The sequence below is a fragment of the Leptotrichia hongkongensis genome, from assembly GCF_041538065.1.
Taxonomy (GTDB): Bacteria; Fusobacteriota; Fusobacteriia; order Fusobacteriales; family Leptotrichiaceae; genus Leptotrichia; species Leptotrichia hongkongensis.
On the sequence record NZ_JBGORW010000004.1, the window covers coordinates 81,023 to 105,056 of the forward strand.

At 29.5% G+C, this 24,034-nt stretch carries 27 protein-coding genes, 1 tRNA gene, 2 pseudogenes and 2 riboswitches; of the genes and pseudogenes, 2 read left to right on the top strand and 28 right to left on the bottom strand.

Annotated features, from left to right (window positions below):
• Nucleotides 1–43: 43 nt before the first annotated feature.
• The 18 genes and pseudogenes from ACEG17_RS04110 to ACEG17_RS04195 all read right to left on the bottom strand — a co-directional run bounded on the left by ACEG17_RS04110 (nt 44) and on the right by ACEG17_RS04195 (nt 13,879).
• Nucleotides 44–118, bottom strand: a tRNA-Gln gene (locus ACEG17_RS04110).
• Between the two features lie 184 nt (nt 119–302).
• Nucleotides 303–581 (bottom strand): hypothetical protein, encoded by a 279-nt coding sequence (locus ACEG17_RS04115; RefSeq protein WP_372582671.1) that lies wholly within the window; start codon nt 579–581, stop codon nt 303–305.
• 461 nt (nt 582–1,042) lie between these two features.
• A complete protein-coding gene (locus ACEG17_RS04120) occupies nt 1,043–1,726 on the bottom strand; it encodes a hypothetical protein (protein ID WP_372582672.1) in 684 nt (227 codons plus the stop codon).
• Between the two features lie 139 nt (nt 1,727–1,865).
• Complete coding sequence (locus tag ACEG17_RS04125) at nt 1,866–2,501, bottom strand: hypothetical protein (RefSeq protein WP_372582673.1); 636 nt, start codon at nt 2,499–2,501, stop codon at nt 1,866–1,868.
• Nucleotides 2,501–3,262 (bottom strand): precorrin-4 C(11)-methyltransferase, encoded by a 762-nt coding sequence (cobM, locus tag ACEG17_RS04130; protein ID WP_372582674.1) that lies wholly within the window; start codon nt 3,260–3,262, stop codon nt 2,501–2,503. Before cobM ends, ACEG17_RS04125 begins: the two co-directional genes overlap by 1 nt.
• 33 nt (nt 3,263–3,295) lie before the next feature.
• Complete coding sequence (locus tag ACEG17_RS04135) at nt 3,296–3,961, bottom strand: hypothetical protein (RefSeq protein ID WP_372582675.1); 666 nt, start codon at nt 3,959–3,961, stop codon at nt 3,296–3,298.
• Nucleotides 3,962–4,054: 93 nt separating this feature from the next.
• A pseudogene (locus ACEG17_RS04140) lies at nt 4,055–4,327 on the bottom strand (AAA family ATPase); the annotation flags it as partial.
• A gap of 7 nt (nt 4,328–4,334) precedes the next feature.
• On the bottom strand, nt 4,335–5,162 hold the full coding sequence (locus ACEG17_RS04145) for a hypothetical protein (RefSeq protein WP_372582676.1): 828 nt from the start codon (nt 5,160–5,162) through the stop codon (nt 4,335–4,337).
• Complete coding sequence (gene cobI / locus ACEG17_RS04150) at nt 5,138–5,866, bottom strand: precorrin-2 C(20)-methyltransferase (RefSeq protein WP_147006363.1); 729 nt, start codon at nt 5,864–5,866, stop codon at nt 5,138–5,140. Before cobI ends, ACEG17_RS04145 begins: the two co-directional genes overlap by 25 nt.
• 10 nt (nt 5,867–5,876) lie before the next feature.
• Entirely contained in the window at nt 5,877–6,350 is a 474-nt protein-coding gene (locus ACEG17_RS04155; RefSeq protein WP_372582750.1) for a hypothetical protein, read from the bottom strand.
• Nucleotides 6,351–6,451: 101 nt separating this feature from the next.
• Nucleotides 6,452–7,702 carry an ATP-binding protein gene (locus ACEG17_RS04160; protein ID WP_372582677.1) on the bottom strand — a complete coding sequence of 417 codons (1,251 nt, stop codon included), beginning with the start codon at nt 7,700–7,702 and terminating at the stop codon, nt 6,452–6,454.
• Between the two features lie 307 nt (nt 7,703–8,009).
• On the bottom strand, nt 8,010–9,116 hold the full coding sequence (cbiD, locus tag ACEG17_RS04165) for a cobalt-precorrin-5B (C(1))-methyltransferase CbiD (RefSeq protein WP_372582678.1): 1,107 nt from the start codon (nt 9,114–9,116) through the stop codon (nt 8,010–8,012).
• Between the two features lie 139 nt (nt 9,117–9,255).
• A complete protein-coding gene (locus tag ACEG17_RS04170) occupies nt 9,256–9,912 on the bottom strand; it encodes a precorrin-8X methylmutase (RefSeq protein ID WP_372582679.1) in 657 nt (218 codons plus the stop codon).
• A gap of 139 nt (nt 9,913–10,051) precedes the next feature.
• A complete protein-coding gene (locus ACEG17_RS04175) occupies nt 10,052–11,395 on the bottom strand; it encodes a cobyrinic acid a,c-diamide synthase CobB (protein WP_147006366.1) in 1,344 nt (447 codons plus the stop codon).
• Nucleotides 11,392–12,198, bottom strand: a complete 807-nt coding sequence (locus ACEG17_RS04180) for an energy-coupling factor ABC transporter ATP-binding protein (protein ID WP_314113586.1) — start codon at nt 12,196–12,198, stop codon at nt 11,392–11,394. Before ACEG17_RS04180 ends, ACEG17_RS04175 begins: the two co-directional genes overlap by 4 nt.
• Entirely contained in the window at nt 12,191–12,883 is a 693-nt protein-coding gene (locus ACEG17_RS04185) for a CbiQ family ECF transporter T component (RefSeq protein WP_012806218.1), read from the bottom strand. Before ACEG17_RS04185 ends, ACEG17_RS04180 begins: the two co-directional genes overlap by 8 nt.
• Nucleotides 12,870–13,172 (bottom strand): energy-coupling factor ABC transporter substrate-binding protein, encoded by a 303-nt coding sequence (locus tag ACEG17_RS04190; protein ID WP_314113589.1) that lies wholly within the window; start codon nt 13,170–13,172, stop codon nt 12,870–12,872. The genes ACEG17_RS04185 and ACEG17_RS04190 overlap by 14 nt, the downstream gene beginning before the upstream one ends.
• Nucleotides 13,172–13,879, bottom strand: a complete 708-nt coding sequence (locus ACEG17_RS04195; protein WP_036070035.1) for an energy-coupling factor ABC transporter permease — start codon at nt 13,877–13,879, stop codon at nt 13,172–13,174. The genes ACEG17_RS04190 and ACEG17_RS04195 overlap by 1 nt, the downstream gene beginning before the upstream one ends.
• Nucleotides 13,880–14,072: 193 nt before the next feature.
• Nucleotides 14,073–14,255: riboswitch (cobalamin riboswitch) on the bottom strand.
• Between the two features lie 157 nt (nt 14,256–14,412).
• Between ACEG17_RS04195 and ACEG17_RS04200 the strand changes: the two genes are divergently transcribed.
• Together ACEG17_RS04200 and ACEG17_RS04205 are read left to right on the top strand one after the other, a co-directional pair.
• Nucleotides 14,413–14,820, top strand: coding sequence for an SRPBCC family protein (locus ACEG17_RS04200; RefSeq protein WP_021743472.1), 408 nt, complete (start codon nt 14,413–14,415; stop codon nt 14,818–14,820).
• 12 nt (nt 14,821–14,832) lie between these two features.
• Nucleotides 14,833–15,276 (top strand): MarR family winged helix-turn-helix transcriptional regulator, encoded by a 444-nt coding sequence (locus tag ACEG17_RS04205; RefSeq protein ID WP_315289629.1) that lies wholly within the window; start codon nt 14,833–14,835, stop codon nt 15,274–15,276.
• A 443-nt stretch (nt 15,277–15,719) separates the two neighbouring features.
• Here the strand turns inward: ACEG17_RS04205 and ACEG17_RS04210 are convergent, their stop codons facing one another.
• The 10 genes and pseudogenes from ACEG17_RS04210 to ACEG17_RS04255 form a co-directional block, all read right to left on the bottom strand.
• Entirely contained in the window at nt 15,720–16,268 is a 549-nt protein-coding gene (locus tag ACEG17_RS04210; RefSeq protein WP_372582680.1) for a hypothetical protein, read from the bottom strand.
• 210 nt (nt 16,269–16,478) lie between these two features.
• Nucleotides 16,479–16,740 (bottom strand): annotated as a pseudogene (locus ACEG17_RS04215) (Txe/YoeB family addiction module toxin).
• On the bottom strand, nt 16,740–16,994 hold the full coding sequence (locus ACEG17_RS04220) for a type II toxin-antitoxin system RelB/DinJ family antitoxin (RefSeq protein ID WP_012806209.1): 255 nt from the start codon (nt 16,992–16,994) through the stop codon (nt 16,740–16,742). The pseudogene ACEG17_RS04215 and the gene ACEG17_RS04220 overlap by 1 nt, the downstream one beginning before the upstream one ends.
• 89 nt (nt 16,995–17,083) lie before the next feature.
• Nucleotides 17,084–17,887, bottom strand: a complete 804-nt coding sequence (locus ACEG17_RS04225; protein ID WP_372582682.1) for an ABC transporter ATP-binding protein — start codon at nt 17,885–17,887, stop codon at nt 17,084–17,086.
• Nucleotides 17,880–18,665: an ABC transporter ATP-binding protein gene (locus tag ACEG17_RS04230; RefSeq protein WP_372582683.1), complete on the bottom strand. Its 786-nt coding sequence runs from the start codon at nt 18,663–18,665 to the stop codon at nt 17,880–17,882. Before ACEG17_RS04230 ends, ACEG17_RS04225 begins: the two co-directional genes overlap by 8 nt.
• A gap of 9 nt (nt 18,666–18,674) precedes the next feature.
• A complete protein-coding gene (locus ACEG17_RS04235) occupies nt 18,675–20,234 on the bottom strand; it encodes an ABC transporter substrate-binding protein (RefSeq protein ID WP_372582684.1) in 1,560 nt (519 codons plus the stop codon).
• Between the two features lie 34 nt (nt 20,235–20,268).
• Nucleotides 20,269–21,090 (bottom strand): nickel transporter permease, encoded by an 822-nt coding sequence (nikC, locus tag ACEG17_RS04240; RefSeq protein WP_372582686.1) that lies wholly within the window; start codon nt 21,088–21,090, stop codon nt 20,269–20,271.
• A gap of 2 nt (nt 21,091–21,092) precedes the next feature.
• Nucleotides 21,093–22,034, bottom strand: coding sequence for a nickel ABC transporter permease (gene nikB / locus ACEG17_RS04245; RefSeq protein WP_372582751.1), 942 nt, complete (start codon nt 22,032–22,034; stop codon nt 21,093–21,095).
• A 244-nt stretch (nt 22,035–22,278) separates the two neighbouring features.
• Nucleotides 22,279–22,460, bottom strand: a riboswitch (cobalamin riboswitch).
• A gap of 19 nt (nt 22,461–22,479) precedes the next feature.
• Nucleotides 22,480–23,220: a sirohydrochlorin cobaltochelatase gene (locus ACEG17_RS04250; protein ID WP_372582687.1), complete on the bottom strand. Its 741-nt coding sequence runs from the start codon at nt 23,218–23,220 to the stop codon at nt 22,480–22,482.
• Nucleotides 23,221–23,509: 289 nt separating this feature from the next.
• Complete coding sequence (locus tag ACEG17_RS04255; protein ID WP_147006377.1) at nt 23,510–24,001, bottom strand: hypothetical protein; 492 nt, start codon at nt 23,999–24,001, stop codon at nt 23,510–23,512.
• Between the last annotated feature and the right edge of the window lie 33 nt (nt 24,002–24,034).

The window sequence follows — 24,034 nt, forward strand, 5'->3', positions numbered from 1 at the left end:
AGAAACAGTAGCTTATTTATATCTTACACTATTTAATTTTAAATGGCTGGGCTGAATGGATTCGAACCATTGCATGCTGGAGTCAAAGTCCAGTGCCTTACCGCTTGGCGACAGCCCAATAATATCTCTACAAGACAAGAACTATTATACAAAATAAATTTGATTTTGTCAACTATTTTTTAAACTTTTTTATCTAAAGTATGTATAGATGTCAAACATTTGTTACAAAAATATTTTAAAAGTCTGTCTAATTATTAATATATTTTATTCCTAGACAGACTTTTATTGTTTCAAAATATTTTTTAATTACCACCTTTTATTATTTTTTCTAGGTTTTCTGCCTTCCATTTATCATTTACTTTTTTAAGTATTACTGGTAAATCTTGCACTATTACTTCTTCTTCAGTCACTTTTTTGGCTTCTTGCTCAAACATATTTATTCTTTCTTGAATTGCAATATTGTAATAATTTCGTTTTATAGGTTCATTTCCTTTTTTTCTCATAATTTCTTCAAATTCATCTCTGCTAATTTTTGATTTTTCTAAAATTTTTCTTTCTGTTTCTTCATCCAAATCCAACATATCTGAAACTGTTCTTAAGCTCTTAGATCTTATATCATAAATTGCTTCTGCTTCTTCATCTGAAATGTAATTTATTTGTTTTATGTCAAATTTTAATCTTGTTTCATTTGCTGTGATTCTCGAAATTTCTCTTACACATTTTTCTACAATTTCCCTTTTTAAAGAATTGCTTATTACATAATCTTTAAATAGTCTATTATAAGTTTCTTTTTCAAGCTTTTTCTCATTATCTCTTATTCCTTAATTTACAATTGTAAAAAAATACGACTGTAGCCTGCTTCGAAGCATTTTCTCTATTGCTCTGTCTTCAGTAGTATTGTTTACTGCAAAAATATTTCCTGCCATTACCATCATAATCAAAAATAATATTTTTTTCGTATAGAATCTTTATTTTTTAAATTATTTATAAACTTTTAAAATTTATTTCTGTTAAATTATACCATATTTTTAATAAAAGTTGCTTATTTTTCTACTTGCCATCTGCCATTTACTTTTTTTAACGTAACTGATATATCCTCTAATAAACTTTCTTCTTCTTTTATCTCTTTTATTTCTTTATTAAGAAGAGTTATCATTTCATCCAATAATGTGTAATAAAATTTTTTCTTTAATTCCTCGTTCCCTTTACTTTTCATTATTTTTTCTGTTTCTTCCATATTTTTAGCTCCTACTTTTGCTAAAAATTCCTTTTCCAGCTTTTCATCAAAATCCACCATATCCCAAACTTTATCTACATTTTTAATTTTTATATCATAGTCTGCCTCAACTTGATTTTGAGAAACATAATTAATTTTTTTTACCACAATTCTAGGTTTAACAGTGCTAAACACTAACTTCAACACTTCATCAGTAAATTTTTTCCCAATTTCCTTTTTCAAACTATTACTTAACATATAATCCTTTTCAAACAGACTATCTATAGGAAATTTTGAAACACCTTTATTCATCTCTGCTTTCATAGCACTTGTAACCATATCTACAAATGGCTGCATTCCGATTTGAACAGCATTTTCAATCTCGTTTCTCTCACTTTCTGATATTCTGCTTGTTGCTGTAGTTCTTGCACTTTTAGTCTTTTGTGACTTTGGTGCTGCCAACACATTTCCCATTACTGCCAGCATTAATACAAATAATAATTTTTTCATAAAATCTCCTCGCTTTATCTTTTAGTTACCTTATAAGAAGTATAACACATTTTTTAAAAATATTAAAATTTATTATTTTTTTAAATAAAAAACACGATTATCAAACTATTATCTAGTTTTTTAATCATGTTATTTTTTATCACTTTATTTTTTTTAACATTTCTTCAAATTTTTCCGCATCCTTAAATTTCCATTCATTCCCGATTTTATTTAATTCATTCGTTACTTTATCCGTCATATAATTTTTAGGATTTCGCACTCCTTCTCTTAACATTTCATTTATTATATCTTTCCGTTTTTTTACTTCTGAAGGACTAAAAAAATCTTCATCGTCTTTCATTTCATATCCATATTTTTTAAAAAATCTTTTTTTCATTTCTTTATCATCTAAAATTTTATCCGAATCAGGAATAACCACTTCATAAGTAACAGAAACTTTTGTATTTGATAAATATTTTATAGTTTTTACATTAAATTTTGAATTGTCAAATATTTCAGAAAAAAAACTAAGAAGTTCTTTTGATAGCAATTGCATACCCTCTTTTTCTTCTTTGCTCATCTCATTATTTACTTTACTTGCTACAGAAAAATAATATGAAATCATTTCTTGTAATACTTTCTTAGGATATTTACTGACTGTTTCTTCTATTTTCTTATTCTCCAAATCAATCTGATCTTTTGACAAAGTAACATTTTTTTGCTTTATTACTTGATACTGCCCTGCAAAAATTTGCATGGAAAATATAAATAGAATTATTGTTATTAGTTTTTTCATTATTCCTTAATTCCTTTCCTAAACTCATGTGAAAATGCCTTATCGTAAAGTTTAGACTTAGAATATTCGTTCCCCATAAAGTTTCCTACAAGAATTTGTGCCGTTTTTGTAATTTTTTCCTTTTTCACAAGTTCGGCAATGTTTTCTAATGTTCCCATAACAATTTTCTGATCTTCCCAAGTTGCTCTTTGAACAATTGCAATTGGCGTTGTTTTATCATAATGCTTTAATAATCTTTTTACAACTTCATCAATCATTTGCACAGATAGGAATATTGCCATCGAACATTTATGTGAAGCAAGGCTTTCAAGACTTTCTGCTTCAGGAACAGATGTTCTTCCTTCCAGTCTTGTACAAATTATTGTCTGACTCACATCTGGCAAAGTAAATTCTTTTTTTATTGCAGCAGCAGCAGCCACAAATGAACTTACTCCCGGAATTACTTCATATTCAATTCCATATTCATCCAGAATATCCATTTGTTCCCTTATTGCACCATAAATGCTCGGATCCCCAGTATGAACTCTTGCTACCAGCTTCCCTTTTTTCTGTGCCTTTATAGTAACTTCCATCACTTCATCCAAGTTCATTGAAGCAGAATTATAAATTTCAGCTCCATCCTTATGGCAATCAATAACCTCTTTTGGAACCAATGACCCTGCATAAATTATTACATCTGCTTCCTTTACAATTTTTTGCCCTTTTACTGTAATCAATTCAGGATCTCCCGGTCCTGCTCCTATGAAGTATACTTTTTTCATAAAATTACCTCTTTCTTTTTTAATTTTTTGTTTTTATAATATTTCATTTATTTGAAAACTTACTGATATTTCTGTATTCAAATATATTTTTTCATTTTTCTTAAAAAACGCTTCCCAGACTTTCCCATTTTCAAAATAAACAGATATTTTATCAAGTTTTTCAACTTCTTTAACATTTATTTTTTCTATTTTTTTGTTTTTTATTCCGAAAATCTTTTCAAATTTTCCTGAAATATCGTTATTAATTATCTCGTTATCCACAAAATAAATTTCATTAACCAATTTTTTCTGATAATCTTCAAAACTATTGCAAAATTCTCTAAACTGACTATTACATGCCCATTCACACAAAATATCCTTTATTGTCAATTTCTTGATTTTACTAATTTCTTCCTTATTCTCTAAAATTTTTTTTATATCATTTTCCAAAAATTCCAATGGTGAATATCCATATACCTTCTCATTACAAAAATTATACTTTGGAATAAAATAAATTTTATCTCCCCATTTTTTCAAATAAATTTTAAAAAATTTGTAATACTCTATATTTCCATAATTTAAATAAAATACATAATTTCCATTTTCATATTTCGGAAAATCAAAACTTTCACCATAATGAATTTCTTTTCCGTCTTTTAAAACTTGAATATATTCTTCATACCAATCCTTATCATCATAGACTTTTCTTTTTATTTCCAACTTTTTTCTCTTTTCATGTTGTTTATTTCTCTTTTACTTTAATTAATCCAATTTCTTATTCCAGTTGCTTTACTTTTATTTTTGATTATTTTAATCTATTCTATTTTCAGTCAAAGCCTCCATTAAATCTATTAGTTTACTTCCTCTTCCAAAATATCTTTCTAAAAATGTTTTTCTAAAAAGATCCTTCACTTCTTTATTTGGTAATCTTAATGTGTAAATACTTTCGTGAACATCTCCAATTTTTTCTTTAACTGTTAAATAACCGCTAAATAGAAGTAATTCCCATAATTCGTCCTCGCCTAACAACCTTGATAAATCTGATGTAGAAGATATATTTTGCTTTAAACCTTCTCTGCCATAAACAATATTATTATTTTGTTTTTTTCAAAGTTCCCAAATAAAATCCCATATTAACAATCATCGCATAAACAAAGTACCTCGACTCTAACGACTTTATAATCCCAAATTTTTCGAGACTATTCTCCCCGTCTTCAAAATACACCAAAACTTTGTAAGGAAAAGTATAAATTATTGCATGATAGTCTTCTTTATACCAATTAAAGCCCATAAAAATAAATATTCCCATAATTATTAGACAACCTGCTATTGTCAATATTCTTACAACTTCAATTTCTTCTTTATCAAAATACTTTTTTATAAAAAATCCAAAACAAATATTGATAACAACAAATGGAATTAAAATACTAAATTTCATTCCATCTTCATAACTTTCCATTGGAATTCCAAAGCAAATTGCAAAACCAGGAATCAAAAAATACATTGTAACAAACCACAATATAATTTTAGAAACTTTAGACAGATAACTTCTAATCTTTATTTTACTTCTAAATATTCCTAAAATGAATAATCCGTTGTAAAAACATAATTTTATAACTCCAATAATATCTATTCTAAACAATAATATTATTGATAAAATTATAAAAAATATCGGTAATTTCAAAATTTTGTCATTTTCATAATTTTTACTTTTCCCCATTGAATAAAATATCCATCCAAAAATTATTCCTGTTATTGCTGAAAATATTCCACCAAATAATAACCGAAATGGCAAATCAAAGCCATAATCCCAATCATATTTTCCAATCCAAAAATAATACATAAATAATAAAATTTGTAAAACTATAAATATTATTATTTTAGGTTTTAACTTTTTTACGCTTTTAGAAATCTTTTCCATTCATCTATTCCCTGTTTTTTAAGAATCAATGTAGAAAAATAATGTACACTTTCAACATTTTCAATATCTGTAATAATTTCTTCATTTTCTTTCCCACAGTTTGAAACAATAACTATATTTTCTTTATTTCCTGTTTCAATAATCGCTCTTTTTATTCTCTCAAAATCTCGGCTTATTTTCATTAACACTAGATTTTCGTTATTTTCAATTTCTTTATGAACATCAGTTTTTCTGCTGACAGACACTATTTTTAAATCTTCATCTCCAACCATAAGCGGTATATTAAGTCTTGCCGCAATACTATTAAACGAAGTTATTCCAGCGATAGTTTCAACTTCCACATCATCTGAAATATGTTCCAATACATAAGTATAAGTACTATAAGTCATCGGATCACCTATTGTTAAAAATGCTACATTTTTACCTTTTTCCAATTCAGCACTTATTACATCCGCATTATTTTTTCTAAAAACTTTTCTCGCTTCCACATCCCTTATCATTGGAAACTCCAAAAATAGCTGCTCTACTTCTGGTTTTACATATTCTTTTACAATATTAAAGGCTGTACTCCCTTCTCCGCTTTTTGCCTCAGGCAGTACTATCACATCTACTTCATGCAGTCTTTTTGCTGCTTTAACTGTTATATTTTCAGGATCTCCTACTCCTACTCCTATTCCATAGAATTTACCTAATTTACTAGCCATTTTTTCTCCTCTAATTTATTTTTTCTACACTATAAATATATTTTATTGCATTTTCAACTTCATCTCTTGAAGCAGAATAAAAATTAATAATTAATAAATAACCTTCAGTCATAATCCCGCAAGAAATAGAATAAGTTTTTTCATTATCTTCATAATAATCATATTCATAGCATTTATGTTTAAAATTTTCTATTTTAAAATCATTTAAATTCAATTTCTTTTCTTCTAATTTTTTATTATTTCCTAGGTCTATATTTTTAATGCTTTTATCAAAAATTTCATATAAATCATGAACTGGTGCAATTAGTTTTGAACCATTTTCTAAATCTCTAAAGATATAAAAACTCGATGCTCTAATAATTAAATTGTTACCAGGTGGATAATATACATGATGTCCATCAACCTCATCTCTTTTTTCTAGCCAATTTTTAGGTAATTTTATGCTCCATTCATTTTTAATATTGAAAACTTTTCTATTCTCCATTGAATAAGCTGTAAATGAACCCAAAATTAATATAAATAATGAGAATATTTTTAAATTCATAATAAATCTCCTAATTTTTTCTATTTCTTCCATCCAGTACTTTATCTTACTAGATATTCTCCCAACAACCACTCCAAAGCATTTACAACCTTTATTCCGTCATAGTCAGTATTTACCATTACATCATCTAAAGTTATAAGATACTTTGGATAATTATCCTTAATATTTTTAAAGGCATCCAATTCCCTTTTTAAAGTATTTTCATCTAAGACAGTCAAAGCAACCTGATAATACTCAATTTCATTTGAATTAATAACAACAAAATCAATTTCATTTTTATCAAACTGCCCAACATATACATTGTCTTTTCTTCTAAGCAGTTCAAGATAAATTACATTTTCCAGTATATGCCCCATATCTATATTTCTATTACCTAAAATCATCTGTCTAAGCCCTAAATCTGTAACATAATATTTTGATAATGTAGATAGAAATTCTTTTCCTTTTATATTATATCTGCTAACTTCATGCACAAGTAAACTGTCAGTAAGCCCTCTAATATATTTTTCAATAGTTTTTACATCTGTTTTTCTTCCCATTGAAGTTAAAGTATTCCCTATTTTTGAAAGCGAAGTCAAATTACCGATATTATCAAATATATATTTAACAACACTTTCAAGTCTCATCACATCTGAAATTTTCAATCTTGCAACTATATCCTTTAAGAGTACAGAGTTATATATCCCACTTAAATATTCATGTATATTTTTCAAATCACTGTCTAACTGTAAAGTATAAGGAAATGAACTGTTTACTATATATTCATTATAATATTGTATAAGTGTTTTTAACGTCCTATTTTCCTTTTGCTCCAGTTTTTCATACTCTAATTTAGCCTGATAATACTCCTTAAAGGATAAAGGTAGCATTTTCAGTTCTATATAACGCCCACTTAAAAGGGTTGCCAGCTCGCTTGACATAAAATAGGCATTAGAGCCTGTTATGTATAAATCTGTATTTTCTTTTATAAAAAGGCTGTCTACAACTTTTTCAAATTTATCCACATGCTGAATTTCATCTAAAAATATGTAATTTTTTTTATCTCCAATCATTTTAGATTTTATATATTCGTAAAGTTTTTTATAATCTGTAAGCTCTTCATAATCCATATCTTCAAAATTTATAGATATAATCTGATTTTTTTCAACTCCATTTTCAAGCAGAAAATCTTTATATATCTCAAAAAGAGTCGATTTCCCACATCTTCTTACACCAGACACAACCTTTATTATTTGTCTGTCTTTTGATTTTACTAAAAAATCTAAATATTCTTTTCTATCTATCCTTATCATTTTAACACCTCATTTCCTTTTAAATTATACCCCTTTTTTATTTAAAAATCAATTTTTACGGAATACAGTCCTGTTTTTCTATAAATTGTTAAAGTTTAAGGAATATATTTCATAAATTTTGGAGTTTTTAATTTTTTAAGGAATGTAATCCTATAATTTAAAAATTATCAATGAGGTTTTACTAACTTTTACTTCTTCGTAAATTTAATTAAACTTTTTTATAAACTATATACATCACAGTATATAGCCCGATTTTTTGCTCTGTTGGCAATAACTATAACAACCTCTCTATCCTTAAAGCTATTTTTTAAAAATTATCAAAAAAGTGCTTACTTTGCCCTATAACTTCTTTTTCAGCTGATAAAATCAATGTTTCTACTTCTAGATTCCATCCATTTTTTCTGCAATGTTCCTCACATTTTTGTTTTGCTTTTTCAGCTAGCAAGTTAAAGACTTCTTTTTTTTCAATGTACCCAGAAGCCTCTTCAGTTGTATTCGATTCCAGAATTTTATAGACATTTTCCAGCTTTTCACCCACTAACAATGCGTTTGCAGCCAAAATTTCCATTTTTGCATCAGAAACTCGACTGTGTGTATGAAAAATTCCTCCTGCCACTTTTACAAATTTTCCTAATTCTCCAATAAAATAAATTTTCTTAACTTCAAATTCACATGCCTTGTCAAACATATATCCCACAAAATTACTGATTACAACACCTTCTTCAGCTTTTTCTGGAAATTCCTTTTTCAAAAACATTTTTCCTCTATTTCCAAAAAGAAATATCGCTGTTTTTGTATTAAAATATGTTAAATTTTGCTTCAGCTCTATTGCAAGGGAAGCCTTCCATGACTCTTCAGACATCGGACGTACAATTCCCATTGTTCCAAGAATAGAAATTCCGCCAATAATTCCTAATTTCCCATTCATTGTTTTTTTGGCAGCTTCTTCACCCAGAGGCACGCTAATTTCAACGTCTACTCCTTTTCCAGACGGAAGAAGTTCCTTCACAATACCAGTCAGCATTTTCATTGGCGTTGGATTTATTGCTGATTTTCCAACTTCGACAGGAAGTCCGATTTTTGTGACTTTTCCGACTCCTTTTCCTCCAAAAATATTGATTTTATCATCTTCTCTAAAACTTACTTTTGATATGATTTCTAGACCGTGTGTTGCATCAGGGTCATCTCCCCCATCTTTTATGACAGTTGCTGTTGCATAATCCTCTGTCTTTTCAAAAGACTTAATCTTAATTTTTATCTTTTTACCTGCTGGAACATCTATTTCAACTTCTTCGACTTTTTCAGCTTTTCCTAGTAAAAGTAACAGTGCCGCCTTAGTCGCTGCTGTTGCCGAACTTCCTGTGGTATAGCCATATCGCAGTTTTCTACCGTTAAAATATACATAATTTTCCATTTTTATTTCTCCACAATTATACTAAAATATATCTGAAAATGCTCAAAACTAATAAATTTTCAGTGTTTTTGATTAAATAAAATCAAAATACTAAAAATAAAATAAATTTTGGATTTTCAGATATTTACAAATTCATTTATTAATTATTAAAATATTTATCTCTTTCATACATTTGATAAAGGATTCCGTGCATTACACCAACTGCAACTGTACTTCCACCTTTTGTTCCATTTGTTCGTATAAACGGAACATTATATTTTGAAAGTTCTGCTTTAGATTCAGGACATCCCACAAATCCAACTGGAACTCCAACTATCAATTTCGGTACATTTTCCCCTTCTTTTTCCATTTTTTCAAGTAATGTAAACAATGCTGTTGGAGCATTTCCGATTACAAAAATTTTTGTTTGCGAATCTTTTAACGCTCTTTCCAATCCAACCATCGAACGTGTAATTCCTCTTTCCTTCGCTTCTCTAGCCACATCTGGATCTGCCACTAGACAATATGCCTCTGCTCCAAATTTTTTCAGACCATTTTTATTCAATCCATTAACAATCATGTTTGTATCACAATAAATTTTGCAATTTCCAGATTCTAACGCTTCCTTTGCTGATTCAATTGGATTATTATGAAATTCAACAATGTTCACATAATCAAAATCTCCAGTTGTATGAATCAATCTTTTTACGATTAATTGCTCTTCTTCACTAAAATGGTCTGCTTTCCCAGCCAACCCTTCTGTAATCATCTCAAAACTCCTTACCTCAATCGATTTTGGATCTTTAATATATGACATAATTTATTCTCCTTTTATTTATTTGAATATGTTAATAACTTTATTTTTTACTTTTGTTTATTTAATAATATTTTTTCATCTATATTTCTAATTTGTTTTCACGCAAAAGCAATGAACAACGTACTCTTACTTGAAAAAGCTACAGCTTTTCTATCAAGTATTTAAAAAACTCTATATTTGAATAAAACGAAATATGCGGGTATCCTGCTAGAAGACTATTTTTTCTATATCCGCAAACCCAATTTCTTCCATCATTTTTTTCTATTTTATAAAATTTTTCTTTTTCATTATCTACAGAAATTTCTGAATAATGAAATTCGTGTCCTTTTGTACAAATTCCATTTTCGGCTTTTATATTTATATATCCAAATCTTCCGATATTCAGCCTATTTTTCATAGAAATTTCCACATCTATCAGTCCACAGAAATCTCCACTATTTCCATCTAGCAAATTCAGTTTATTTGTTAAGTAGATAAATCCGCCACATTCTCCGTAGATTTTTACTCCATTTTCATAAGCCTGCTTTATACTTTCCTTCATAGATACATTTTCAGACAATTCTTTCCAGTAAAGTTCAGGATAACCTCCGCCAAGATAAATCATATCAAGATTTTCTGGTATTTTTTCGTCTTTTACAGGGCTAAATTCTACTATTTCTAATCCTGAAAATCTCATCAGTTCCAGATTTGACTCATAGTAAAATGAAAATGCACCATCTTTAGCAACTCCAACACGTTTTCCTTTATATTTATTCTTTAAGTCCTTTATTGGCTCAAAACTGTCCATACTGCTTTTTGTTTCAAATTCTTCTGCTATTTCGTAAATTTTTTCTAAATCTAAGCAATTTTGTGCAATTTCCTTAAACAGCTGTTTCTTTTCCTCAAGCTCTTTTGAACCTTTCAATTCAAAAGCCTGTTTTAATCCCAGATGTCTGCTTTCCACCGATAATTTCTCATTTTTCGGCAAATATCCTACGCATTCTATCCCCGTAAATCTTTCTACCGCTTCCTTCAAGTTCAAGTATAGTTTTTCAGAAGAAACATTATTTAAAATAATGCCCTTTATTTTAACATTTTTATCAAACAGCTTGAAACCCAAAACTTCGGCAGCTATGCTTGTGGAGATTCCTTTTGCGTTAACTACAAGAATTACTGGTATATCAAGTATTCTTGATACATGAGCTGTACTAAAATTATCCTTTTCATGCCCAATTCCATCATAAAGCCCCATAACTCCCTCAACTATAGCGATATTGCTTCCTTTCGCTCCTGTTTCAAATATATGCCTTAACGTACTTTCATCAAACATAAAAGCATCTAAATTACGAGATTTATTTCCCGTGAACAACTCATGATAACCAGGGTCGATGTAGTCTGGACCAACTTTAAAAGGTGCCACATTTTCAAAAGCTGACATCAATATGCTGCTTACTGTAGTCTTTCCACCACCACTCATTGCTCCCGATATAAGTATTTTTTTCATAGCAAGTTTTTTTCCTCCAAAAATTTATAATAATCATTTTCATCAAGATTTTTATACTTGAGATAACTTTTTATTTTCAGTACATTTGGAATATTCAAATTTAATTTCTTCAAAAATTCAAAATCCTCAAAAACCTCGTCCCTGCTCCCTTGCCGTACAATTCTCCCTTTTTCAAGGACATAGATATAGTCAGCAAATTCATAGGCAAAATCTGTATCGTGAGTTGATACCACCATTGTTTTTCCTGCTTTGGAAAAATTATCTAGAATTTCTGATACTCTTTTTGTATTTTTAGAATCAAGCCATGCAGTTGGCTCATCTAGAATAAGAAGTTCTGGCTCCATTGCCGTAATTGCAGCTATTGAGACCCTTTTTTTCTGTCCATAGCTCAGATGATGACAAGGTCTATCTTTTAAATCTGTTATATTGATTTCTTCCATTGCCCTGTTTACATTTTTTTCTACTTCCTCTTTAGAATATCCAAGATTTTCAGGTCCATAAGCTACTTCCTGAAATACTAAAGGGGCAAAAATCTGTATTTCAGGATCCTGAAAAATTATTCCGACTTTTTTTCTCAATTCTTCCAGATTTTTCTTTTTATGTTCTATTTTTTTCTCTTCAAAATAAATATTTCCCTTTTGTGCTTTCAAAAGTCCATTCATTATTAAAAATAATGTTGATTTTCCTGAGCCATTTTCCCCAAGAAATAATGTTTTTTTCCCTTTTTCAATATTCAAAGTCACATCTTTTAGAGCCTCTGTTTCTTCGTCGTATGAAAAAGTTATATTTTCAAGTCTAAGCATTGTATTTTACCACCAAATATAAATTTATTATAACTATTATTATTACGAATATTATTTCAAACCCAATTTTTTTATATTTTCTATGAGAAAAAATAAACTCCTTTCCCATTCTTGATTCCACAGCCTTTATAGAATTCAGATTATAGTAGTATGTTTTTTTTAGTATAGCAACTACTAACATCGGAAATGACTTCATCCCATTTTTAAAACTGCTATATCCTAGCCTTACTTCCTGTGCATTATGTAATTTTTCCTTATTTTCAAATAATAAAAATATATATCTATAAATTAATAAAAACATTTCCCTAAATATTTTAGGAAATTTCAGCTTTGCAAATATATAGTCCAAATCTATAATTGGAGTAGAACAAATAAGGAAATAAACTACAGCTATCGAGGAAAATGAACGTAGCAAAAATGTCCATATATCCGCTTTTATAAACAGCAAGGAAATTACAGTTGTCAAAATAAATAAAGCCGGAATAAAGTTCAGCTTTAACAAGTCACCTATTTTCACTTTTACGACAAACAAAAGAAGTAAATTAAACAGTATAAAATTAAAAACAAATACTATTTTACTTCCAGTATAAAGTAAAAATACTAATGTCGTCATTGACAATATAAACTTTACTCCGGGGTTTATATTTTTTATGGGATTTGTGTAAGATACTTTATCTATTAGCATTTTTTCTTTCACCTTTGAAATAGCCTAATACATACCCTACAATTCCTGCACCAAATGCCGCCTGTAATGCAAACAGCAGACTTTCAGTTTCATCTCCTGGTAATTCTATTAAATTTTTAGCCCATGGCTCATAATCAGGTTTTATAGTTTTTATTACTTCTTCTCCCTTGTCATCAGATCCGCCAAATTCAGATTTTACGAGAAATAAAGGAATAACACCTATTAAAATTATTGCAATTATTAAAATAATATTCTTTTTAAATACACTTTTGTTTTTATTTTCCGACATTAAGCTTCCACCTCTTTTACGCTATATTTTTCAAGTATATTCATCACCACGTTTGTAAGTAGCCCTTCGATAACTGCAAGAGGAACCTGAGTTACTGCAAATACCGCTCCAAATTTGATAAATGAAGCAACTACTCCACCTTGTGGAGATGGATATGCAAGTGCAAGCTGAATTGATGTTACCACATAAGTCGCAAGATCTCCTAATGCTGCTGCCAAAAATACCGCTAACGCCTTATTCTTTTTCTCAAATCCTTTATACACTAAATATGATACAATTGGTCCTGCAATTGCCATTGAAACAGCGTTTGCTCCCAAAGTTGTAAATCCTCCGTGTGCAAGCAATCCTGCTTGAAATATTAATACGATTGTTCCAAGAATGGAAGTTACAAAAGGTCCGTATAATATAGTAGATAGCCCTACTCCTGTAGGATGTGATGAACTTCCTGTAACTGATGGAATTTTTAGTGCCGACAATACAAATATAAATGCACCCGCTAATGCAAGCGTCATTTTTTCCCGCACGCTCCCTTTAGAAACAGATTGAAGCTTCTTTATTCCTATTATCCAAAACGGAATACACACTGCAAACCATACTATAACCCAATTTAAAGGTAAAAAACCTTCCATAATGTGCATTGAATAACCATTTACACCTATTAACAGCATGCTGGTTAAAACCAAAAACAATAATGTTCTCTTTTTCATTTTCTCTCCTTCTCCAAATTTAATTTAACCTTCGGCAAGTTCCAAAAAAAAATCAGCCAAAGCTGAAGCCAATACACGTCAAAACTTCCACAACAATAACTATATCACCATCGTATAGTACGCTTATGGAACAAATCACCGTTGATTTATTTTTACATTGATGTATATTAAATCTTCCCTTCCCAGAAAATTTTATATAAAAAATTATTAGGCAAGTCTCCTGACTAACTTCATCCTACTCGTACCCTTCCCAAAATATCCAAGATATCTCAGTGGTTTTATGTACTTTCGTCAGCTTCACAGTAGTGGGGGCTGTATCGGATTCTAACCGATTTCCTTATTAAGTTTGTAAAACACCTATAATTCTTTACTATTATTATACTCTCTTTCTTATATTTGTCAACCCTAAAAAAGGATATTTTTTTCAAATTTAAATAATTTATTAATATGATATTGGAGTATACAAAATATTGTTGACAAATATTATAAAATAATTTATAATAAGTATACATATAATATAAGGAGGAAATATAATGGAATTTAGTTTTACTTTAAAAATCAAAGCAAAAAAAGAAGATGCATGGGAATACTATGCAAATATTGAAAAATGGTATGATTGGGAAAAAGATTTAAAAAATATCACATTAAAAGGTGAATTTAAGACAGGTTCATGTGGAACTATGGAACTTGAAGGAATGCCCCCTATGGAATATAAACTTACTCTTGTAAAACCTTTTGAAGAATTTTGGGATAAAACAGAAACTCCATTTGGAGATATTCTTTTTGGTCATCAAATAATTGATAACAACGATGGAAGCATAAATATAAAACATACTGTAATTTTGGACAGTGAAGATGAACAGCATTTAGAATTTTTAAGCCAAGTTTTTTCAGATGTCCCTCAATCTATATTTATTCTAAAAAATTACTTGGAAAGATAAGGTGATTGGTACTTGTTTACATCAAAATATAAAGATAATTCAGAAAAATCAACAGGATTGTTATTTATGAGGGTATACAATAAATGGCATTCTATGATAAAAAAAGAACTAAAGAAAATGAACTTAACACACCCTCAATTTGTTGTTTTAGCTTCCCTTGCTTATTTATCACAAGACAGCAACGAAGTCACGCAAGTTATGATTTCAAAACTCTCAGGAATAGATGTTATGACAGTATCTCAAATATTAAATTTATTAGAAAAAAATGATTTTGTAAAAAGAAAGGAACATTCAAGAGACACAAGGGCAAAAGCTGTTATTTTAAACAAAAAAGGAGAAGAAATATTACAAAAAGCCGTTCCGTTAGTTGAGCAAATCGATGAAATTTTTTTCGAAAAGTTAGACACTGATGAAGAACAATTTAAACATTTTCTTGTTAGACTAAATGAAGAATAAGAAATATTATAATTAATAAATATGTCAAAATTACCATTTTTATTATTATATTTAAAATTCAAAAAATAAAACAGAATTTTATTCAAAAGGATTATTGACACCAAAATGTTGTAGTCCTTCTTTTTTTTATGATTTATCAATATATTCAAAACCAAAATAACTTAGTTTTAATACATAAGATAAAAAAAGAACCGTGTTGATTTTCAAGTTTATTAAAACTTTCCAATGTTTTATTTTGTCAATATATAAAATAATTAACGTCTTTTACAACTATACTCAAACCTATTTAAAATTAAACTACTAAAAATTATATAAATTTAGGGTTTGAGTAAAATAGTCATAGCCTTTTGAGTTTAGTTTTAAAGCAGTTTTACTATATTATTCAAATTTATTAAGTTAAAAAATTTCAATAAAGATAATTTTTAATTTTTCAAGATTTTTTATTACTTTTTACCACGTATAATTGCTGTAATTTCATTATAATCTTGATTATTTATCTCGTTACTTTCTTTATATTCCAGTTCTGAAATTTCATAAAATTCTTTAACATCATTTAGAAAAAAAACATCTTTTAAATCAAATTCTAAAAAAATATCTCCCAATGCCTGAAAATGTATTGCCATACTTCCTGATGGCAAATAGCAGGCACAAGTTATTAGAGTGTATCCTCTTTCTTTATCAAAGTTATCAAAAATTTTTCCTGCATGTAAGACATCTGTTTTTTTGTCAAATCCTATATCTATATTGTATGCTGTTAATCCTGTTATTGTTAATAAAGAAGACTTTAAATAAAAATTTCTAGTTTGATGCCGATTTAACATTTCTTTTAAAGTTTCAGGTAATTGATTGTATGTGCTATCCGATAAATCTAAATTAGTAGTATAAGTTCCTATAATCATTTTATCATACATAATAACTGGAACACTGCAAAAAGACTCAAATAAGTCTAACTCAAAATTATTAAGATCTTTAAATTGTAATTTTATTTTCATTTTGACTATCTCCTATATTTTAATATTTTTTTTATAAATCCAAGTTGCTCAAAATCCAATTTCTTCTTAAAAAATTCCTCATATATTTTTAAATTTCGTCGTGTTACTGTGACACACTCAATCAAAAAATACTTGTCAAAAAAATTTAATAATTTAATGAAACTTATTTAAACCAAACTCAAAAAAAGGTAGAAAGTCTTTCCACCCTTTTTATTTTTTCTTATAATGAGAACCGCATTGCAAAAACCAGATTTCACCATTTTCTATTATAAACAATTCTATTTCCTTCATTAATTCTCCTGCTCCAGTAGCCAGACAGTTCATGCTTCAAGCCTTCAGGTTTTCCGATACCATCATATCCATTTCTATCAATGTCTTTTATAAGTTCCAATATTTTTTTGAAAACTTTCTTATCATTTTTCTGCCAGAAAAGAAAATCTTCCCATGCTTCATCAGACCATCTTTTTACCATTACAGCACCTCGTGAACTGTTCCACCAGTTTTTTCAATTTGTTCCTTTGCTTTTAGAAGTCTTGTGATATTTTCTTCACTGTAGAAATAATCGTCTTTTTCTGACAAGTCAATTTCCAGTTTTCTCTCTCTAACCAATTTTTTGGCTGCCATTGTAAAAAAAACAGGTAGTGTTATTCCCAGTTCTTCGCATACATTTTCCAAATCAAATTTTAAATTATCGTCTAATTTAAATGCATAAGTTGTTTTACTCATTTTTATCACCCCTATACATAAATATATATAACAATTATAGCATAAAAATTATAAAAAATAAAACTTTTGTTATATAAATAACAGTAAAACTACTTAACTTCGACCATTTCTCCACGTACAGGAAAAATTGCGCTCAATAACGACTTTGTATATGGATGTTTTGCTTTTTCAGAAATTTGTCCGCCTTCTATTACTTCCACCACATCTCCGTGATACATTACTACGATTTCGTGTGCAAAAGATTCTATTAATGCAATGTCATGGCATATAAAAATCATTGTTATGTTTTTTTCTTTTTGTAGCTTTACAAGAAGTTCCACTATGTTTTTTTGAATGGAAACATCAAGTGCGGAAGTTGCCTCATCGCATATAAGTATCTCAGGCTCAAGCGAAATTGCTCTTGCGATTCCAAGCCTTTGTCTTTGCCCACCGCTCATATTTTGTGGATACTTTGTTACAAATTCTTCGGGCAAGTCAACCATTTTAAGAAGTTCTATAGCTTTTTGCTTTCTTTCCGGTCTTTTTAGTCTTCCGTAGTTCATTAATGGCTCTGTGAGGATTTGCATAACGTTCATTTTTGGATTAAAAGCTGACCATGGATCTTGAAATACTATCTGGATATTTTGTCTATTTTCCCACACTTTCTGTTTTGTAAACTTGCTTATATCCCTTCCATGATACAAAATCTCTCCAGAAGTTGGCTTTTCCAAGTCCATAAGCATATTTACAAGTGTTGTTTTTCCTGATCCTGATTCTCCAACAATCCCCAAAGTTTTTCCTTTATGAATTTTCAAATTTACCTTGTTACAAGCCACTACTTTTTTATCATTTGATTTTTCATAAATTTTTGTAAGGTTTTTTGTTTCAAGAATTACATCATTAATATTAGACAAGCCTTTCACCTCCAATTTCAGGCACAGCTTCTAGCAATTTTTTAGTATATTCACTTTTTGGATTTTCTATAACTTCATTTTTATTACCTGCATCAACGATTTTTCCATTCTGCATAACAATTATTTTATCTGAAATATATGCAGCAACTCCAAGATTATGAGTTACCATTATGATAGAAGTGTCAAATTTTTTTCTGAGATCCATTATTTCCTTCACTATTTGAGCCTGTGTTATAACATCTAATGCACTTGTAGGCTCATCTGCCAGAATAATTTTTGGACGGAAAGTTAGTGCCATTGCTATTCCTACACGCTGTTTCATTCCACCTGACAGTTGGTGCGGATAGCTTTTCATAATGATTTCAGGCTCTTCTAAGTTTACTTTGGAAAACATATCTTTTGATTTTTCTTCAGCTTCTTTTGTTGATATTTTGGAATGTGTCTGAATGTATTCAACAAACTGTTTTCCTATTTTTCTTATTGGATTAAGAGTTCCTCCTGAATCCTGTGAAATCATTGTTATTTCAGTCCCTCGCAGTTCCCTCCATTGATTAAGGCTTTTATTTAGCATTGACTCTCCATTATAAATTATATCGCCTGATATTATTTTTCCTCCATTTGGCAATAGTCCCAAAATAGAAGAAAGAACGGTAGATTTTCCACTACCGCTTTCCCCAACTATTGTTATTATTTCACCTTTTTTCGATGAAAGAGAAAAATTTTCAACTACTGGAGGTTTATCCCCATACTGAATTGTCAAATCTTTTATCTCCAACATAAATTCTCCTTAATTAACTTTTGCAACATCTTTTGTTATCCAATAATAGTCCATTGGATACATTTTAAGTCCTGTTACTACTTTATTACTATAAAGGAATGTTGTTTCATATCCAAAGAATAATGTGGCTGCATCATTCATTATTAATTGCTGTATTTTTACAATCAGGTCTCTTCTCTTAGTTTTGTCAAATTCTCTTGATAATTCTTTCAACAGTTTATCAACTTCTGGATTTGCATACCCTGTCTGATTTGTTTTTACTTTACTATCCCAGTTTTCTGTCAAATATTTTTCAGGATCTCCTGTATTTGCAGCAAGTATATTCCAAATCATTAAATCAAAGTTAGAATCATCTCTCATAGTTAAAAGAGTTTCATAACTTACAGGTTTTAATGTCACTTTTATTCCAATTTCCTTCATATCAGCCTGAAATGCCTGAGCATAAATTCCCAATTCTTCTCTACTTGTATAAATTACAAAGTTCAAGTCAAGTTTTGATCCGTCAGGACGTTCCAAATATCCATCTCCATCTCTATCTTTGTATCCAGCATCTGCCAGTATTTTTTTAGCACTTTCTGGATTATACGCATTTTCATCTTTTAATTCATTAAATCCGTAGTCCAAAGTTGGAGGAACTGGTGCTTTTCCAGGAGTTGCTCCACCTTGTAATAAATTTTGTGTATAGTTTTGTCTATTTGCACCTCTTATTATTGCTTCTCTTAATACTTTATCTTTAAGTCCTTTAGTTTGGTTCATAAAAGCATAAGTTGATCTAAGCGATTTCAATTCATTTATTATAATATTTTTATCCCCTTCAAAATCAGCTTTATTAGTAACCTTCAAGTTGTATGCCACATCAATTTCTCCTGATTTTAATGATAATGCTCTTGTATTTTGATCATTTATATCTTTAAATGTTACTTTTGCTAATTTTGCTTTTCCATTCCAGTACTTTTCATTTCTTACAACAACTGTATGTTCACCAGGCTTGAATTCCTGAACAATAAACGGTCCTGTTGTTATTGGCCCTTTTTGTGCAAACTCATCTGTATTAACAGATGTATCTACAACAAGAAATAATGGATCTGCTAATGTTTGAGGCAATATTGCCACAGGTTCCTTTGTTTTTATTTTCAAAGTTTGTCCATTAGCTTCTATTGAGTCATATTTAAAATATGTTTCAGCTCTTTTATTTTTTTTAAAAGCTCTTTCAATTGATTTTTTTACTGCTTCTGCTGTCAATGGATGTCCATTTGAGAAAGTTACACCATCTCTTATTTTAAATGTCCATTCTAACTTATCATTGCTTAAATTCCAGCTTTCAGCAAGCAATGGCTGTAAATTCCCTTTTTCATCAAACTTTGTCAAATTTTCTCCTACACCATAACGAGTTATAACCCATCCAAAATACTGATCTGTTGGCTCAAGAGTATCTGCAAATGTAGTAACTCCTACCACCAATTCATCTGGATTGCTTTTACTTTTTGCACTTTTCCCTCCACACGCTACTAATAACGTGAATAAAGCTAAAATTAATACTAAAAATTTTCCTTTACGATTTTTTAACATTTGTCTTCTCCTTATATATTTTTATTTTTATAAACTATTCACTTTTTATATCGATTAAATCTCTTGCCGCATCCCCAAGCATATTAAATATAGTTACAACTATCACTATTGCCAATCCTGGATACATCATCATCCAAGGCGCGCTGCTAAGGGTTGTTCTACCTTCATTGAGCATTGCTCCCCATTCTGGTATCGGAGGCTGTGCCCCAAATCCTAGAAATGAAAGTGCCGCTATTTCCAGCATTAATGTTCCTATATCCGAAACTGCCGTTACTATCATCGTTGTAATCATATTTGGAATTATATATTTGAATATTACCGAATAATCCTTGCTTCCTGTTAATTTTGCAGCCTTTATATAAAGCTCCTGCTTTATTTTAAGAACCATACTTCTTGCAAGCCTTGCATATTTAGTCCACGTAACTGCCGCTATTGCAATAACTGAATTTTTAGGGCTTGGATTTAAAAGCCCCGCTATTGCTATAGCAAAAATTAATCCTGGAAATGCAATCATCATATCTCCAAATCTCATTATCACAGTATCTATTATCCCACCAAAATATCCTGCTACCACTCCAAGCACAGTTCCTATAAAAAAAACTATAAAAACTAATACTAAAGTCATAAATATTGAATATCTTGATCCATATATAATTCTTGAAAATAAATCTCTTCCAAGATGATCTGTTCCGAAAATATACTGCCTTGATGGACGCCGTAAACTTGGAGCTATCATTTTAAAAGGGTTTTTTGGTACTATGACAGGCGCAAAAATTGCTATCAGAACCACTATAATCGCTAATGTCAAAAATACTGCCAACTGAATATTTTTTCTTTTCAATCTCAATTTTTCCAAAATCAGTCAACCTCCCCAACTCTCACATCAAAATACTTATACGAAATATCCACTGCTATATTTATTATAAGGTACAAGAATGCTATTATCAGAATATAAGCCTGTATTAATGGATAATCTTGGGCTACTATCGCTTTTATAGCCATTCTGCCCATTCCTGGCCAGTTATAAACATATTCTACAATTGCAGTCCCGCCTAAAAGACTTCCAAGAGAAATTCCTAAAAGCGTTATTATTGGCAACATTGCATTAGGCAGTACATGTTTCCATAAAATATCCCGCTCCCTTATTCCTCTCATTCTTGCCCCCGTTACATAACTTTTTCCCAGTTCTTCCAAAAATACGTGCCTTATTTGCCGTATATACTTAGCAGACATCGCTATTGCAAGTGTAAAGGCAGGTAAAATTGCAGAAACAAAATCCGTTTGCCCTCCTGAAACAGACACAAGTCCAAGCTGTACCCCAAATATACTCAAAAATATCAGTCCTAGCCAGAAACTTGGTACAGACATTCCTATAAAAGTTATCATTCTTATTAAATAGTCCTGCCATTTATTTTCCTTCACTGCTGCTAGTATTCCAACTGGTATAGAAATGATACACATTAAAAATAGTGATAAAAAGGATAAATATAATGTAGGTATAAATGCTTGTCCTATCTTTTGAATTACTGGTATTCTCAAAGAATACGATTTCCCAAAATTACCTTGCAGAACTCCAAAGAGCCATTTCCAATATTGAATATAAAATGGCTTGTCTACACCAAGTTCAGCTCGTGTATGAGCCAAAAGTTCGGGGGTTGGAATAAATCCAGATTCTGTCAGCATAACTTGTGCAGGGTCTCCTGGTGCTATATAAATCAGGCAGAAAGTCAAAAAACTTATTCCAAAAAGTACAATTAATATCTGAATAGCATATTTTACTATTTTTTTATTTTTCATCATTATTTTAAACTCGTGATATTTATCACTTTCTCCTTTAAAAATACGAATTTTTATTAAAATCATTATGCTTTTTTCGATTTACCAATTTACTAAATAAAGAAATTTAAATTATATTTTATAATTTTTATAAATAAAAAATTCAACTTCGAAAGTTGAACTAAATTTTATATATTAAAACAGATGAATAGTATTTATGCAGATTTACACCAGTTTTTATATATTAAATTTTCCCCTTCCCGAAAAATAAAATTTTTTAATATAGGCAAGTCTCCTGACTAACTTCATCCTACTCATACCCTTCCCAAAATATAATTATATTCCAGTGGTTTTTCAGTACTTTCGTCAGTATCACAGTAGAGGTGGCTGTACCAGATTCCAACTAGTTTCCTTATTAAGTTTTACAACACCTATAAAATTATAAATTTAAAATTATTCTTTTGCTATATTAATAAACTTCTTCTAATTTATCCATAAACATTTCACGTATAAACTGATATTCTCCCATTCCCTTTAATAAAGGTGTTACTTCGTATCCTTCATTCTCAAGAACAGTTTTCCATGAATCATCCTCATCAGAAGCCATATCATTTTTGGCATGATCTCCTGCCACAATCATAAACGGCTTTAACAGTATTTTCTTAAATCCTCTTCCTTTTAACTTTTGGATAACATCTTCAATCGTCACTTTTCCTTCAACAGTTGCCACAAAAATATTATCTTTTCCAGCTTTCTCATATTCCTCTTGAAGCCGTTGATATGTACTGTCTGCGGCACTTTCAGATCCATGACCCATAAATACAATGGCATCGTTTCCTTCAAGATTGTTAAATTCTTCATTGCTCACAACTTTTTTAAAGTCTTCATCAGTTGCTAAAAGTGGTTTTGAAATTTTTCCATACTTGTTATTAAGTTTTGAATACTCAATTCCATCTAGAATATGTAAAGACATTGTAATAATCTCATCATATCCTTTATTTTTTAAAGCTTCTAACCCTTCCTCCTGATCAAATATGTGGATACCTTCTTTTCTTTCCACTATTCGTCTTATAACTCCTGAAGTGTAGGCTCTTTCCACATTTTCAGTTCCATATTTTGCTTCCACTTCTTTTTGAATCGAGTCAAGACATTTTTCTCTTGTATCCTTATGCGATGTACCAAAACTTGTTACTAAAATCGCCTTTCTCATAAACACTTCCTTTCCATCTAAAATTATTTACCTTACTGAATCTTTTAAATTTGATTATCAAACTATTCTATATATTTATATTATAATCGTTTTTTTCTTCTTTTGCAACTATTTTTTTAAATTTATTTAACATTTTTTCTACTGGATATAATTTTTTTGCTTTCCCTCAAACCTATTATTTATAGTCATCTTTTTCAATTTTCTTTGAAAATTATATTTTTATAGTAAAATTTAGATTAAATAAAAAAGGTATATAAATATATATACCCACATTTTAAATCTTTAAAATTTATTTTACTTTTGATTTTACATTTTGAAATAATCCTTCTACAAATTCTGCTTTAGTTGTATCACTTCCAGAAATTTTTACAGTTCCTACTATTTCCCGTGCAAAAGGGTACACATTGTAAGTCCATCCATTCTTTGTAGTAATTTGACGAATATTTTTATTTTCTGATGCCGCTACTTCTGTAACTTCTACCTGTCCTTTGTATTTGTTTTTTTCAAATAATTTCAAAATGCTTACAAGTGCAGATTCATCGTGCTTTTCTATAATAAACTCAACTTTATCTGCTCCTGAAAGGTTTTGATACATCTGTTTTGCAAAATCTCCGTCCTTTTTCATTCCAAAAAGAAGATTTGCAAGTCCTCCTCTATTTATTGTTCCTGATATTATTGGACTTTCATAATTGTCATTAATAACTCCAATTACAACTTTGTCAAAAGCTGAAAACGATAGTGTTCCAAAAATAATAAATAATGCTAAAATTAACTTTTTCATTTGTGTCTCTCCTTTTTTATTTTCTCCAGTTTT

Excerpts from the sequence above, each read along its gene's own strand:
- ACEG17_RS04115 (WP_372582671.1), bottom strand. The coding sequence starts at position 581 with ATGTTGGATTTGGATGAAGAAACAGAAAGAAAAATTTTAGAAAAATCA.
- ACEG17_RS04120 (WP_372582672.1), bottom strand. The coding sequence starts at position 1,726 with ATGAAAAAATTATTATTTGTATTAATGCTGGCAGTAATGGGAAATGTG.
- ACEG17_RS04125 (WP_372582673.1), bottom strand. The coding sequence starts at position 2,501 with ATGAAAAAACTAATAACAATAATTCTATTTATATTTTCCATGCAAATT.
- cobM (WP_372582674.1), bottom strand. The coding sequence starts at position 3,262 with ATGAAAAAAGTATACTTCATAGGAGCAGGACCGGGAGATCCTGAATTG.
- ACEG17_RS04145 (WP_372582676.1), bottom strand. The coding sequence starts at position 5,162 with ATGGAAAAGATTTCTAAAAGCGTAAAAAAGTTAAAACCTAAAATAATA.
- cobI (WP_147006363.1), bottom strand. The coding sequence starts at position 5,866 with ATGGCTAGTAAATTAGGTAAATTCTATGGAATAGGAGTAGGAGTAGGA.
- ACEG17_RS04155 (WP_372582750.1), bottom strand. The coding sequence starts at position 6,350 with ATGGAGAATAGAAAAGTTTTCAATATTAAAAATGAATGGAGCATAAAA.
- ACEG17_RS04160 (WP_372582677.1), bottom strand. The coding sequence starts at position 7,702 with ATGATAAGGATAGATAGAAAAGAATATTTAGATTTTTTAGTAAAATCA.
- cbiD (WP_372582678.1), bottom strand. The coding sequence starts at position 9,116 with ATGGAAAATTATGTATATTTTAACGGTAGAAAACTGCGATATGGCTAT.
- ACEG17_RS04170 (WP_372582679.1), bottom strand. The coding sequence starts at position 9,912 with ATGTCATATATTAAAGATCCAAAATCGATTGAGGTAAGGAGTTTTGAG.
- ACEG17_RS04175 (WP_147006366.1), bottom strand. The coding sequence starts at position 11,395 with ATGAAAAAAATACTTATATCGGGAGCAATGAGTGGTGGTGGAAAGACT.
- ACEG17_RS04180 (WP_314113586.1), bottom strand. The coding sequence starts at position 12,198 with ATGCTTAGACTTGAAAATATAACTTTTTCATACGACGAAGAAACAGAG.
- ACEG17_RS04185 (WP_012806218.1), bottom strand. The coding sequence starts at position 12,883 with ATGCTAATAGATAAAGTATCTTACACAAATCCCATAAAAAATATAAAC.
- ACEG17_RS04190 (WP_314113589.1), bottom strand. The coding sequence starts at position 13,172 with ATGTCGGAAAATAAAAACAAAAGTGTATTTAAAAAGAATATTATTTTA.
- ACEG17_RS04195 (WP_036070035.1), bottom strand. The coding sequence starts at position 13,879 with ATGAAAAAGAGAACATTATTGTTTTTGGTTTTAACCAGCATGCTGTTA.
- ACEG17_RS04200 (WP_021743472.1), top strand. The coding sequence starts at position 14,413 with ATGGAATTTAGTTTTACTTTAAAAATCAAAGCAAAAAAAGAAGATGCA.
- ACEG17_RS04210 (WP_372582680.1), bottom strand. The coding sequence starts at position 16,268 with ATGAAAATAAAATTACAATTTAAAGATCTTAATAATTTTGAGTTAGAC.
- ACEG17_RS04220 (WP_012806209.1), bottom strand. The coding sequence starts at position 16,994 with ATGAGTAAAACAACTTATGCATTTAAATTAGACGATAATTTAAAATTT.
- ACEG17_RS04230 (WP_372582683.1), bottom strand. The coding sequence starts at position 18,665 with ATGTTGGAGATAAAAGATTTGACAATTCAGTATGGGGATAAACCTCCA.
- ACEG17_RS04235 (WP_372582684.1), bottom strand. The coding sequence starts at position 20,234 with ATGTTAAAAAATCGTAAAGGAAAATTTTTAGTATTAATTTTAGCTTTA.
- nikB (WP_372582751.1), bottom strand. The coding sequence starts at position 22,034 with ATGATGAAAAATAAAAAAATAGTAAAATATGCTATTCAGATATTAATT.
- ACEG17_RS04250 (WP_372582687.1), bottom strand. The coding sequence starts at position 23,220 with ATGAGAAAGGCGATTTTAGTAACAAGTTTTGGTACATCGCATAAGGAT.
- ACEG17_RS04255 (WP_147006377.1), bottom strand. The coding sequence starts at position 24,001 with ATGAAAAAGTTAATTTTAGCATTATTTATTATTTTTGGAACACTATCG.